We start from the raw sequence: 14,707 nt of genomic DNA on the forward strand, positions 1-14,707 counted from the left end.
TCTAAAATTAAAAAATCCCAACTTCCTTTCGGAACTTGGGATTTTTTCGTCTAAAATTAAATCAAAAATTAATGGGTATGTTTAGGGTTAAAACCGTCCTCGCTTAATTCTGTGTGCTCATAATCAGCAACCATTTCAGCTTCGTAATCGATTTTATCTCCTTTAGAGAATTTATGAATAATTTTCTCCATAATATTATAAATTACAGGAACCACAATCAAGGTTAAGAATAAAGAAGAAATTAATCCTCCGATAATTACCCAAGCTAAACCGTTTTTCCACTCAGCTCCTGCTCCTTTTGCTAATGCAATTGGGAACATACCAAATACCATCGCAATTGTTGTCATCAAGATTGGACGTAAACGAGCGTGGTTTGCCTGAATTAATGCCGTTCTGATTGATTCTCCTGCTGCTCTTCTTTGGTTGGTGTAATCGACAAGCATGATCGCATTTTTACACACCAGACCAATCAACATGATGATACCTAAAATGGTAAAGATGTTTAATGAGTTGTTTGTTAATGCCAGTGCTAACATCGCTCCAATAAACGAAAGCGGAATTGCAAATAATACAACAAAAGGGTGAACGAAACTGTCGTACAAACTCACCATTACAAGGTAAACTAAAATAATAGCGGCAAGTAAAGCGATTCCTAAAGTACCAAATCCTTCAGATTGGTTTTCCTGGTCACCACCCCAAATATAATTTACTCCGGCTGGTTTATCTAATTTATCAAGTTTAGCCTGCCATTGCTGCACGATTGTTCCTGAAGGTACCCCAACGTTTTGTCCTTTTACAGTTACAGATGCAGATTTATCTCTACGCTCTAACTGGCTAGGTCCAGAACCTTCTGTAATATCTGCAAACTGAGACAATTTAATTTGTTGTCCGGCTGAGTTTACAAAAATAAGGTTACTTACGTCAGTAATACTTTTTCTGTCAAAAGCATTATATCTAATGTTGATATCGTACTCATATTCACCAGCTCTGTATTTACCGTCAGTATTTCCACTAAAAGCAGTCTGCATTGTTAAACCAACTGTTTGAAGTGTTAATCCTAAAGCAGCCATTTTATCACGGTCTACTTTTACGTTAATCTCCGGGTTTCCGTCTTCAACCGTTAATTTAATCTCTGTTGTTCCAGGAATTGTACGTAATTCTGCTTCTGCTTTTTTAGCAAAAGCCATCGCCGCATCTGTTGAAGGTCCTGTTACGATTAATCCTAATGTAGCATCTTCTGCAGTTCCTAAAATACCAACCGGAACTGTTTTTACTTTTGCCCCAACTAATACTTTTTCAAGTTTACGTTTGATTTTTGCTGCGTAAACATTCGCATCATCCGTACGATCTTTTTGTTCGATCATTTTTACGTCAATCTCAGCTTTATAAGCTGTAGCTTGCGATGCTCCAAAACCTTCACTGGTTTGTCCTACTGTTGTAATTTGACTGTGAACATATTCCTGAGATTTTAAGAACGCTTCTGCTTTTTGCGTCATAAAGTTAGTTTGCTCTAACGAAGCATCTTTTGGCATCTCAATTTGAACTAAGAACTCTCCACTATCAGAAGAAGCAAAGAACTCTCCTCCAATGAAACCTCCACCCATTAATCCAATTGTTGAAGCAAAGAATAATATAATTACGACAACAAAAGTTTTAATATAATGATCTAAACACCAAGTCAATAAATGAGAAACCCAGTCAGTGAAACGTGTTAAATAGCTTTCAAAGCCAAGAATGATTCTTCCAAATAAATTTTTTCCTTCAATATGCTCTAATTTCCCGAAACGAGAAGATAACCAAGGAATAATAGTAAACGAAGCTAAAAGCGACAACATCGTTGAGATAATTACCGTAACACAGAATTGTGTAATGATGTTAGATACCAATCCAGAACTCATCGCGATCGGCAAGAATACAACCACAATTACTAATGTAATCGAAGTTACAGTTCCACCAATTTCTGCTGTACCGTCATACGATGCACGAATTCGGCTTTTACCCATTTCCATGTGCCTGTAAATATTCTCCAGTACCACAATCGCGTCATCCACAAGAATACCTACCACCAGAGATAATCCTAATAAACTCATTAAGTTTAATGTATACCCCATTAAATAAATTCCGATGAAAGTTGCAATCAACGATGCAGGAATCGAAACCATTACGATTAATGAGTTTCTAATACTGTGAAGGAAGAACAACATTACAAATGCTACCAGAATTACCGCAATCAATAAATCGTGTACTACAGAATCTGCTGCTTCAAGAGTAAAGATTGTACTATCTTTTGCAACTTCAAGTTTTAACTGATTTACTTTATAATCTTTTTCAAGCTGTGCAATTGTTTTTAATAACTGCTCACTTACCGCAACGGCATTTGCATCAGATTGTTTGATGATTTGTAAAACAATCGCACTTTTTTGATCTACACGAGAGATTTTCTCGGCAATTTTTTGTGTATCCTGAACGTCGGCGATTTCACCTAAACGTATTTGGATTCCGTTTTGAGAAGAAACTACAAGGTTTCTTAATTCTTCAACACTTTTATATTTACCCGCTAAACGAATTAATATTTTTTGATTACGAGTCTGGATGTTTCCTGTTGGGAAATCTAAGTTCGAAGTCAAAATGTTTTGCTGTACCTGAGGAACAGATAAGTTGTAACCCTGCATTTTTACAGCGTCAAGATTTACCTGAATTTCACGTTCAGAACCACCAATAATATTTACCTGAGCAACACCTTGTACACGAGATAAAATAGGAGCAATTTTTTTGTCAATTAAGTCATAAAACTCTGCTTCGTCCATTTTTCCGTTTGCACCAAGCGTCATAATTGGTAAATCACTCAGCGAGAATTTAGTTAATGCCGGAGTTTTAACATCTTCTGGCAAATCACTAATAATCGCGTTGATTTTACGCTGTGCATCATTTAAAGAGAAATCGACTTTTGCGTTTGATGTCAGTGTAATCGAAACAATAGATAAACTTTCGTATGATTTCGAATCGATTTTCTTGACATTCTCTAAAGAGGCAATCGCATCTTCAATTTTCTTTGTCACTGTATTTTCTACCTCACTTGGAGAAGCTCCCGGATAAATAGTAGAAATTGTAATAACGTTCTGTTCAAATTTTGGGATCAGCTCATAACCTAACTGGCTGTAGCTGAACAATCCACCAAGTGTCAGAATTGTAAACAATACAATTACCAACGACGGACGTTTTATGGATATTTCGGCTAATTTCATATATTTTTTCTTTATGCTTTAGGCTGTAGGCAGTAGGCTTTAAGCTTTGAATTTGCTTATAGCCTATAGCTTACGGCTTATAGCCAAATAATTATTTAATAATTTCTACTGTGTTTCCGTCTTGTAGGTTAATCTGACCTGTAACGATTACTTTTTCACCATCAGATAAACCTTTGATAACTTCTACTTTATCTCCCAAAATTCTTCCAGCAACAACTTTTCTTAATTTTGCAACACCGTTTTCAGCAACAAAGATTTCGTTACTGTTTACACTTCCTACGAAAGCATTTCTAGGTACAACCATCAAGTTTTGTTTTTGTTGGTTTGATGCAAAGTTTGCAGTTCCGTACATACCTGCTTTTAGATCGTTGTTTGCATTGTTTTGGATTTCAATTTCAACCGGGAAATTTAAAGACTCATCTGCTTTTGAAGCGATAAACGTAATTTTTCCAGAGAAATTTTTATCAGGATAAACACTAGCCGTTACATTAATATGGTTTCCTACTTTTAAGCTTGCAACCTGATTTTCGTTTACTGTAACTACTAATTTTAATTTAGAAACGTTTACGATATCAAATAAAGCTGTAGCTGGCATTCCTGCTAAAATAGATCCCGGCTCAATGTATTTTTTATTGATAAAACCATTGATTGGCGCTTTTACTTTAGTATCTCCAACATTGATGTTCGCTTGTTTTAAATTAGACTCTGCATTTGTTAAAGCTAATTTTGCCTGATCTAATTGTTGTTTTGTAACACCGCCTGTTTTAAATGCGTTTTCATATCTGCTGTAATCTGATTTTGCATTTTGAAAAGCTGCCTGAGCTTGTTGTGCACTTACATTAATAACGTCTCCTCTTACAGTTAATAATGTCTGTCCTACTCTTACGTAGTCCCCTTCTTTAGCTAAAACGCTGATTACTTTTCCAGATTTTTCTGCAGAGAAAGTTAATTCCTGAATTGGCTGAAAGTTTCCGTTTGCAACAAAATCTAATGAAACTTCTTCTGTTTTTACCGGAGATATTTTTACTGAAACTGCAGCATTTTTCTCTGCTACGATATCAGTTTTTGCCTTGTTCTTTTTCTTATTATTATTTAAGACATATCCAATTACACCCAGGGCTGCAATTATGATTACGATTGTTGTAATAGTTTTCTTCATTGTAATTAGTTATTTAATAAGAGATTTTAGTTCGCCTTTTGATTTGATTAAAGATATTTCGGCAATTTTATAATTTAAAACTGCTCTTGTATAATTATTTTGTGCTTCAAGTGATGCATTTTCAGCATCTAACAAATCTGTTAAAGATGCTAACCCCTGAAGGTAATTGTTTTTTGTATTGCTTAAGATTTCAGTTGCCAAACGCATATTTTCTTTTTGATTCTCGATCGTTACAAGATTGTTTTCGATTTGAGCGATTGCATTTCTGTAATCTAAATCAAGAGAAAGTTTCGTGTCTTTGATATCTTCCTGAAGTGATCTGATTTGAACATCTGCTTGTCTAACTTTTGCACGAGTTCCAAAACCTGTAAAAATTGGTACGTGTAAGTTTAATCCAATTGCAGAGTAATCTGACCAATATACTCCATCTTTTGGTTTTGCAAACCAAGGAAATTGAGGTCCCTGACCAATATAATTGTAACCAGCTGTTAATGAAAGTGTAGGGTAATATCCAGCTTCAACTGCTTTTTTATTGTATACTAAAAGCTCTTCTTGTTTTTTCAAAAGCAGATATTCTGTTCTGTTTTCAACATTTGGCTGTTCTGTTAAGGCAGCAGGAACAACATCAAATTCTTCTTTTGGCATATCAATTACAGTTTCGATAGGCATTCCCATATAAAACTTCAATGCATTTTCCTGTAAAGTAATTTGGTTTTTAATCTGCTGACGCTCCGTGTCAATATTTGACATTTTTACAATGATACGATCCAGGTCGATTTTTTTTGCTAAACCATTATCGAACTGGCCTTTTACGATATCACGAACTTTTGTTGTGTTTACATAATTGCTGTCTAACAAAACCAATCTTTCTTTTTGTACATATACAGAATAGTAGTTATTTGCAACTCTTTCAATAACTTGTTCTTCTGTTAACTGATCATTAATTTGATAAAATTCACGTGTCGATCTTGCTGCTCTTAAACCTGTAAAAACAGATTGATCAAAGATTGCCTGAGTTAAAGAAAGCCCTGCGTTTGATGTCCATTTTTGACCAAATGCTGCCTGGATTGTAGTTCCCGGCGCACCAAATCCTGCTCCGTCAATTACTGTTGTCTGAATAACCGGATTGTATGTTATGTTTCCGTTTGCACTAATTTGAGGCAATGCTCTTGAACGCACTTCCTGAATTTTGTATTCACTGTTTTCAACCTCCAGTTTTGCTTTTTTAGCATCGGCTTTATTTTGAAGCGCGTAGTTTATGGCGTCTTTTAAGGTTAAGGTGGTTACTTGCGCGTTGGCCGACAGACCAATTGTGCACAAAAATATAAGAACTATTCGTTTCATATGTAGTTAAATATTATTTAGAGATTGATGATTATGATTATTCTTTAATTTTTTCAAGCTGCTTTTCGAGTTCGATTATACCTTTTTCTGTCGCCATCGCTCTGGTATGATATTCTAAAGCTTCTAATTCTATTTTTTGCGCTTCTCTTTCAGAAATGGTTGTTTCATTAATGTGAAAAATCAAGGTGTAATAAAATTTCACATACAAATCTATATTGATGTCAGGTCGATATAAATTTTCACGAATGCCTTTTAAAATATTATCTCTAAAATAATGGTTACACTGTTCGATTTCGTGTGTCATTACATTTTGATAAATTTCAGGATAATGCTTTTTTAACTGGTATAAAGGAGAGGTGTCGGTGCTGTTTTTAAACATATCGCGAAACATTTCTCTAATCTCAAAATTCTCATGAATTGCGTTGTAGTTTTTAGCTACGATGGTATCAATAACTTCGTGTACTTGTCTGTGAACTGATGAGGTACTCTCTTCGATCAAAACTTCTTTATTACAAAAATATTTATAGATCGTTTTTTTTGAGATACACATTTCTCCAGCAATATCATCCATTGTAACACTCTTAAAACCAAGTCTTAAAAACAACTCACTTGCTTTTGATATAATTTTCTCTTTCATTTTAATTTTTCCAATTGCATTACAAATATAATTAGGAAACTAAAATCAAAAAAATAGTTTCCGTCATTTTTGTAATAATTTTACATTAAATTATTCATTGTGTAAGATTTATATACTAAATTCCAGATTGGCTATCAGTTTAATATCTTTTCCAAGAGCTAAACCTCCATTATGATGGAAAGAATTGTAGTCCAGACCAAAATCCTGACGTTTGATATCTCCTTTAATCTCAAAAGCAACCTTTTTTTCTCCGTTGTAAGTGTTAACACCAATAAATTCTGCATCAAGTTCTACCACTCTTGTTACATCTTTTATCGTTAAATCGCCTTTAAAGAAATTGATGTTATTGTTTATTTTTTGAAATGAAGTCGATTTAAAACTAATAATTGGATGTTCGTCTACATCAAAGAAATCCTGAAGCTGTAAATTCGTATCGATTTGCTGAAAGCTTTCTTTTTTATTATTAATATCCAATGAAAATTCAACCGATGCATCTTCAATTTCATTGTCTTCAATATTCACATAACCGTCAAATTTATTTGTTGTTCCTCCTAAATAAGCAATTATAGAATGTCTCATTTTGATTAAAACATCAGATTGAGTAGAATCTATAGTCCATGTTGTTTTCATAAATACCTAATTTTAATGAGTTTATAAATTTTTCAAACTCTTCGCGGAAACTTTTTTAGTGTTCTAAGTTTCCATTTAATGGCGCAAATATAGAAAGGAAACTCTAAACACCAAAAAAGTTTCCAAGTTTTTTTCAAAATAATTTTAACTTCTTAAGATTTAGATGATTTAATGACAATTTTAAGCGGAAACTATCTTTTAATTTTAAGAAAGAAATAATTCATTATGAATCGTATCTTTGGGCTTCGTAAATCAGAATTTCATTTTATGCACGATATTAGTCAGTACCAGGATTTTTTTATTGAATATTTAAATAAACAAGACATACATAAAGAACCTAAAAATCTTTACGAACCTATTGAATACATTTTAGGGCTTGGCGGAAAACGCATGCGTCCGGTACTTACTTTAATGGCCGCAGAAGTCTTTAATACTAATTATAAAGTGGCACTTCCAGCGGCAATGGCAGTTGAAGTTTTTCATAATTTTTCGCTTGTTCATGATGATATTATGGATGATGCGCCTTTGCGAAGAGGTCAGGTTACGGTTCATGAAAAATGGAATTTAAACACCGGAATTCTTTCTGGTGATACTATGCTTATTTTGGCATATCAATATTTTGAACAATACGAACCGGCAGTTTTTAGAGATTTAGCAAAACTTTTTAGCAAAACGGCTCTTGAAGTTTGTGAAGGACAACAATGGGATGTTGATTTTGAAACGCGCAAAGATGTTACGATTCCTGAATACTTAAAAATGATAGAATATAAAACTGCTGTTTTGGTTGCTGCTGCCATGAAAATGGGTGCAATTGTGGCCAAATCTTCTGAAAAAGACGGCGATTTAATCTATGATTTCGGATTAAATTTAGGATTGGCTTTTCAATTACAAGATGATTATTTAGATGCTTTTGGAGACCCGGAAACTTTTGGAAAACAGGTTGGCGGTGATATTATCGAAAACAAAAAAACCTATTTATACTTAAAAGCTTTAGAATTTTCTTCTGCTGAAAAAGCTTCAGAATTACAAAAATTATTCAGCTTACAATTAGAAGATAATTCAGAAAAAATAGAAACTGCAAAAGCTATTTTTAACGAATCTGGAGCTTCAAAAGCAACTCAGGAAGCGATTGAAATGTATACTTTTAAAGCTTTTGATACTTTAGATAAAATGGATATTAGCGCTGAGAAAAAAGATGTTTTGAGAACTTTTGGTGAGAATTTAATGGGAAGGAAAGTTTAGTTTTTTTGCCACAGATTAAAAGGATTATATAGATTTTTTTTGTTTGCCACGACCCGAGCGATAGCGAATAGGCGAAGCAATTACACTAATTTCCACGAATTATTCATTGTAATTAAATTAGTGAAAATTCGTGTAATTGGTGGCGAAAAAATCTACACATAGTAAACCCGACAGGTTTTAAAAACCTGTCGGGTTTGTCATTTACAGTATCATCTAAAAGGGCTTCGACTTCGCTCAGCCTGACAAACGTTATTATAGAACGGAGTGTCATCCTGAGCGAAGTCGAAGGCTTATGAAAATAAATCATCTGGATCAACTAAATCTGATAATTTTTGTTTTAAATCATCTTCTAAAATGGTTAAACCAAATTGATACGAAGCATTCATCCATCCAAAACCTTCTTCGGTTATGTAATTAAATTCGGTTCCTACGTTTCCGTATTCGGCGAAAATTTTGTGCGAACTTATTGATAAATCAAACTTTTCCGGAATTGTTCCGTTGTAATCTACCGCGTTTCTGGTAATCAGCCAAAGCCAGCGATAAACCATTTCCTGCGCTTCTTCATTAAAATTATAATTTAATAAACCTTCCCACAAAAGCATTTGATGCGGTGCCCAGCCAAACGGATAATCCCATTGTCTTGTTGGCGAATTATCGTCAAAACCTGAAATTGATTCCTTGGTGCTTCCGGCAATTCCGCCTTTCATTTTAAACTTTGGAAGCGTTTTTTTAACCAAAATATCAGCTTGTTCCTGCGTGCTTATTTTTGCCCAAAGCGGGTAAAAAGTGGTCGCAGCGTCAAAAACATGCTGTTTTTCGTTCACAAAATCATAATCGAAATAAATTCCGTTTTCAGGATTCCATAACAATTTGTTTATTTTTTCTCTTCTTTCTGATGATTTTAAAATCCAATAATCGCTTGAAAAAGATTTATCTTCAAAGTATTGAAATTCGTTTTTAAAGTATTTCTTAATCAAAAAAGCAATATCAGTTTCGTATTTATAAAGTAAACTATTTATTGCGACGGTATTTAAATTAGCACAGACTCCAACCAATCGATGTGTTGTATCATGACCGCTTTCGCGCATACTTCGATCGTGTGTAAAATATTTATCGAGTTCCGGATCGACAATTTCTCTTTCGAGATATTTCTTTTCGAATTCGCGGGTTGAGAGATTATATTTTGGCGCATATTGTTCCAGAATATCATCAAAATGTCCTTCTTCAACTTCAAACGGAAGTCCGATTCCTTCTGCTTTATAACGATTTAAACCATTTGCAGTAAGTCGTTTTCCTTCTTCCATCCAAACCGTTAGATATTCTTTTATGGCGGTTTTTAAATGTCTTTCAATCCAAAAAATATCAGGATTAGACCTTTCCAAAACATCCATAATTAAAGACGTATAAAGCGGCGGCTGTGTGCGGGTTAAATAATAACTGCGGTTGGCGTTTAGAATTTTTCCGTAATGATCAATTTGATATTTAAAGTTTTCGGCAATTCCTAAAGCAAGATCAATTTTATCATCAATCAAAAGTCCTTTGGCAATAAAATAACTGTCCCAACCGTACATTTCGTTGAACCTTCCGCCGGGAACCACAAACGGAACACCCAAAATTTCATTGTTCTTTATTTGAAGTGCCAAAGCCAGAATTCCCGGTTTTTTATTCAGTGATAAAACATATTCAGGTGAAATGTTTTTAGGCAGCTGTACCACTTTTAATTTTGGAGTTGTTGCTTCTAATTTCTTGAAATAATCAAAAACAATTTCGTCGCCAAAAGGCACATATAGATAGGCAAATTCGTTTTCGATTTTATCGTCTTCCAGGATTTTCTTTACGCCCGTTGCATCAATTGTTCGCGTAAGACCATTCCAATATAAATCTTTTATTTTTCTTGAAATACGTTTTACAGGATCTTCGGTAATTTCATTTAAATCGATTACTGCAAATTCGGTATTGTTTTTTTTAGCCAAAGCCAATTCCTGCAATAAATTCGAAAGCTGATAAGTTCCTTTAATATCTGCGGGATTTCCATCTAGATCGTACAGCAAAAACTTTTTTGGACCGTTATCATCAATCGTAATTTTTTTATCGCCGTCAGTATCTTCCTGAGCCAATAATTTTTCGATGGTTTGGGTTATATGTAATTTAAATTTCATCTTTTGCAGTTATTTTTTTAAGAATAAAAAATGAGATCAGTAATAAAGTCATTGGGATTAAGGTGAAATAAAAAGCTTTTTCCGGTCCTTCATTTTTAAAAAGCCAGCCTGTTATTCTGGATCCTAATGTCCCGCCAAGAGCAGAAAAAATCACGATTAATCCGGTCATGGAACTTTGTAAATTCTTTGGTAAAGCACTTAATACAATCGAATTTAATAACGGATAAATAGGTGCAATAAATAATCCGATTAGAGGAAATGCAAAACCAATTAACGGAATATCTGAAAGTGTATTAATATTTTTTACTTCTAGCCCAACTGTTTTTGGAAGTACAAAAACAACAATTAACATGGCCGAAATAATGCAGACACTTAAAACATAAATCCAGTTTACTTTTTTGGTTACAATTCCGGCAATCAATCTTCCAATTGCTAATGAAATGGCCAAAATACTGGCCATCATAATACTAATATTTTCCGGCAGATGAAGCACTTTTGTATTGAATGTGGGTAACCATGAAAGTATTCCCTGCTCGATCATTACAAATAAAAAGATACTAATAACAAAAATAACGGTTAGCAGTTTTGCCATTAATTTGAACATCTGCAGAAAATCATCTTTTAGATTTACTCCTGCCGAAACTTCGGCTTCTTCAAATTTTACAAATAGTAAAAACAGAAATGATAAAAATGATAATCCCGCCAATAACCAATATACATTTAACCATGAATTTGGATCGTTTTCGTTATTAAAAGCCGGAAATAAAAAATAAGCCAGCGCAATTCCTACCATAAAAAAACCTTCAATACTGCTCATTAAAGCGTTGTGTTCTTTTTTGGTTTCGGTTACGGTTCCTATTAACGAGTAAACGGAAACTTTTATCAGGGCAAATGAAACTCCAACGGTTGCAAAAAGGATTTTAGCATTGTCAAATGAATTTCCAAAATACATAGAAATACAGGCTAAAGTCACTAAAGCCAATCCTATTAACATAGCTTTTCTATAGCCTATTCGGGGCAGAAAAGAGGCTATAAAGAAGGATACAATAGCAATTGGCATGTCTTTAAAAGCCTCTAAAATACTCGCCTGAACTTCATCGACTCCGTAATTTTTCTGCGATTTTAAAATCACAATTCCTACGCTGTTTAATAAAATAGCGAAGACAAAATAATTGAGGTAAAGTGAGATTTTAATTCCTATGTTTTTCATTTTTCTATTTGTTTTGTCTATGCTTTTCTTTGTGGTTACTGTTCGGAGACGCACTGCTGTGCGCCTCTACAGTAACTGTACGTGTATTAAATTTAACACATAGAAACATAGCTTAGATTGAACTCAAAAGGCGTTTCACTTGCATTAATTCACATAGCTATGTGTGGAAACTAGTTTCTTTTTTGCTCTTTTTTTAGCGTATAAAAATCTATGTTTCTATGTGTTTAATATTTTTTTATTCGTTGTGGTTACTGTGTGGAGACGCACTGCTGTGCGCCTCTACAGTAGCTTTGCGTATATTAGATTTAGAAATTAACGGCTACAGAAAATCTGAAGGCGCGTCCTAAAATAGGTCTTGCCATGAACACATCGCTTGCTGCAGATGTTGTTTGTCTTGGATCTCCTTCTGTTAAACCAATTTCGTTGAATAAATTCGATGCATCGACTGCAAAACGAAGGTTTTTATACGTGTAATTTAAACCTGCTCCAACTTCTTTATAAGCCGGTAAAACTTGTTTGTTATCCTGATTCGTGAATTTTTTATCGTAATAAGAGAACTGAACGTAAGCTGTAAAATCTTTTGTAATATCAACTTCTGGTCTTAGGTTACAGAAAAATTTAGGGATTCTTCTTGCTGTATTTCCGTTGAAATCAAAAGTAGAACCGTCGGCATTTGTTCCAGTAAAATTATCGTATTCTGGTTTTTGAACTGTGAATGTAAAGTTCAGTTTTACGAATTCATATCTCGCATTGGTTTCTACTTCAAGACCGATGTTGTTTACGTCGGCAAATTTATTTTCTGAAGATCCATCAGATAAAATATCCGTGAAAGCAACGTTTTTCAAATTCATGTGAAATAAATTCGCATTTACAGAGAAGAAAGAACTTGAATATTTATAACCCAATTCAAACTGATTTACTTCAGTATTTTCCAGTTTGCTTAAATCGGCTGCATTATCATAAAATGATTCTTCAATTGGAGATCTAAATCCGTGGCTGTAACGAACATATGAAGCCATATTGTCGTTGAATTTGTAGTTTCCAGCGGCAGTATACGACCATTCGCTTACATCATATCTCCAATAGGTGTACGGATTTCCTTTTACAGTTGTTACTGCATCATCGGCCGTGTTGTTGTCTAAAATTCCTAAATCTTCCGAGAAAAATCTAGCGTTGTCTCTGTATCCGGAATATTTGTCTTTGTTGTATCTTAAACCTGCGTTGAAAGTCAAATTATCTGTCGCTTTAATTTCTGCGTCAGCATAAATATCATTCAAAAGTCCTTTTGTTTGTGCATCTCTTTCTAACCAAGTAATTCTTTCAACTCCATTCCAGGTATGATCAACTCCAGTTGTATTATCTTTTACGTTTAATAATCTTGGATTGTCTGAAACGCCTACTAAATAGGAATTCCAGTTCCAATATTGATTTGATTTCCAGTTAGAATAGTAGTAACCAGCCGTTAATTTCACAGGATCTAAATCAAAAGAAAAAGAGAAATTATTCGCAAAATTGTTCATTTTCTTTTCAATGTGCCAAAGGTCTGCTCTCATGATTAAAGCATTTGGATCAAGAGTAGCTCCGTTATCTACATAACTGTACGTCAAATTACTAGCCGTTGTATTTTGAACGCTTGTTGCGTAAGCATCTTGTGTCCAAGGTCCGCCATTAGGGAAAATAGCATTGTAATTTAAATCGATGCTCGTTTGTTTAAAGGCATTTTTGAAAGTAACTTTATCTGAAATTTTCTTTTTGAATTCAGCTCCAATTGAGTTGATTACAGGATGAGAACCATCTTCTAAATCTGCGCTGAAAGTTCCGCCTCCATATTGAGGAACATTTAAATGACTGAAATTTACTGAAGTCAACGTTCCGTAATTTGGATTAAATCCGTCGATACCTTCGATTTTTCCGTTATTGCTTTTTAAAGGAATTGGCAAATAGAATGTGTTTCTGTCGTCAAGATGTTTGAAGTTAACTCTTAAATAATCGCTGTCATCAAATTTATAAGTAATATTTCCTTTGATTTGTCCGCCTTTATTAGCTGTAAAACCAGTATTTCTTACACCATTGTCAGCTCTGTAAAATCCGCCGACATTAAAAAATAATTTATCCTGAATTAAAGCGCCAGACAAATTAAGGTCAGTTCTGAACATTCCGTAATCTGAAGTAGTGAATTTTGCTCTTCCCTGAAAATCATTTTGACCTGTTTTAGAAATAAAGTTGATGATTCCCCCAGGAGCATTGTTAGCGAAAATTGAGGCAGAACCTCCACGAACAGCTTCCATTTTACTCACCGTTTCGTCCAATCTGTAAAAAGTATCGGCGTTGGCAAATTGTAATGCACCATCTTCAAAAACCGGTAATCCGTCTTCCTGAATTTGTACATATTCATAAGCTCCCGCAGACGGAATTCCTCTTGCAAAAAGGTTGTTTCCAATTTCTCCTCCAGATGCTTCAACCACAAATCCCGGAATTGTCTGCAATAAAGCCGCCGTACTTGATGGCGCTCTGTCTTCGATTGCTTTTGCTCCCATTGTCGTAATGGCAACGCTGGATTCAAGTTTCGATCTTGGGGCAGATGAACCTGTTACTACCACTTCTTTCAAGCTTTGAGATTCGGTTTCTAAAAGTAAATCTGCCACTACAGATTCTCCTTCTTTTACCGAAATTTCTTTGCTGTATGTTTTGTAACCTACATTTGTTGCTTCTACAACATAATTTCCGGCAATGACATCGGTAAAAACATAGCGTCCGTTTTCATCTGTTATCGTATTTTTTCCAGTGTCTTTTAAAGATACATTTGCTCCCGGAATTGATTGTCCGGTTTCGTCTAATACTTTTCCAGACACCGTGTTTTTTGCCTGGGCAAATAAATTATTTGGAACAGTAATTAGGCACATTATCAAAAATAATATACCTAAATAAGAATGTTTCTGTTTCATGATTTTTTTGGTTTAGTTAGTAAATTTTTCATTTATACTGTAAACTTAAAACACTAATTAAACACAATTTAGCAATTCTAAATCGAAAACGTTTTCGAAATCACCTAAAACGTTTTCGGAAATATATTTTTTATTA

The 14,707-nt window shown here is 34.2% G+C and carries 9 protein-coding genes; 1 reads left to right on the forward strand and 8 read right to left on the reverse strand.

Annotation, left to right across the window (positions count from 1 at the left end):
- Positions 1-68: 68 nt before the first annotated feature.
- From ACODSB_RS06420 to ACODSB_RS06440, 5 genes are all read right to left on the reverse strand, one after another.
- Positions 69-3,245, reverse strand: coding sequence for an efflux RND transporter permease subunit (locus ACODSB_RS06420; RefSeq protein ID WP_488936427.1), 3,177 nt, complete (start codon positions 3,243-3,245; stop codon positions 69-71).
- Positions 3,246-3,336: 91 nt separating this feature from the next.
- Positions 3,337-4,404: an efflux RND transporter periplasmic adaptor subunit gene (locus tag ACODSB_RS06425; RefSeq protein WP_053471526.1), complete on the reverse strand. Its 1,068-nt coding sequence runs from the start codon at positions 4,402-4,404 to the stop codon at positions 3,337-3,339.
- 9 nt (positions 4,405-4,413) lie between these two features.
- Complete coding sequence (locus ACODSB_RS06430; protein WP_180857170.1) at positions 4,414-5,748, reverse strand: TolC family protein; 1,335 nt, start codon at positions 5,746-5,748, stop codon at positions 4,414-4,416.
- Positions 5,749-5,785: 37 nt separating this feature from the next.
- Complete coding sequence (locus ACODSB_RS06435; protein WP_180857169.1) at positions 5,786-6,385, reverse strand: TetR/AcrR family transcriptional regulator; 600 nt, start codon at positions 6,383-6,385, stop codon at positions 5,786-5,788.
- 108 nt (positions 6,386-6,493) lie between these two features.
- Complete coding sequence (locus ACODSB_RS06440; RefSeq protein ID WP_053471529.1) at positions 6,494-7,015, reverse strand: YceI family protein; 522 nt, start codon at positions 7,013-7,015, stop codon at positions 6,494-6,496.
- Positions 7,016-7,282: 267 nt separating this feature from the next.
- Here ACODSB_RS06440 and ACODSB_RS06445 point away from each other — a divergent pair, with 267 nt between their 5' ends.
- On the forward strand, positions 7,283-8,257 hold the full coding sequence (locus tag ACODSB_RS06445) for a polyprenyl synthetase family protein (protein WP_488936483.1): 975 nt from the start codon (positions 7,283-7,285) through the stop codon (positions 8,255-8,257).
- 290 nt (positions 8,258-8,547) lie between these two features.
- Here ACODSB_RS06445 and ACODSB_RS06450 read toward each other — a convergent pair whose 3' ends face one another.
- The 3 genes from ACODSB_RS06450 to ACODSB_RS06460 all read right to left on the reverse strand — a co-directional run bounded on the left by ACODSB_RS06450 (position 8,548) and on the right by ACODSB_RS06460 (position 14,571).
- A complete protein-coding gene (locus ACODSB_RS06450; protein WP_488936428.1) occupies positions 8,548-10,416 on the reverse strand; it encodes a trehalase family glycosidase in 1,869 nt (622 codons plus the stop codon).
- Entirely contained in the window at positions 10,406-11,626 is a 1,221-nt protein-coding gene (locus ACODSB_RS06455; protein WP_488936429.1) for an MFS transporter, read from the reverse strand. Before ACODSB_RS06455 ends, ACODSB_RS06450 begins: the two co-directional genes overlap by 11 nt.
- A gap of 305 nt (positions 11,627-11,931) precedes the next feature.
- Complete coding sequence (locus tag ACODSB_RS06460) at positions 11,932-14,571, reverse strand: TonB-dependent receptor (protein ID WP_488936430.1); 2,640 nt, start codon at positions 14,569-14,571, stop codon at positions 11,932-11,934.
- Between the last annotated feature and the right edge of the window lie 136 nt (positions 14,572-14,707).

The sequence above is a fragment of the Flavobacterium sp. FG68 genome (assembly GCF_057808895.1).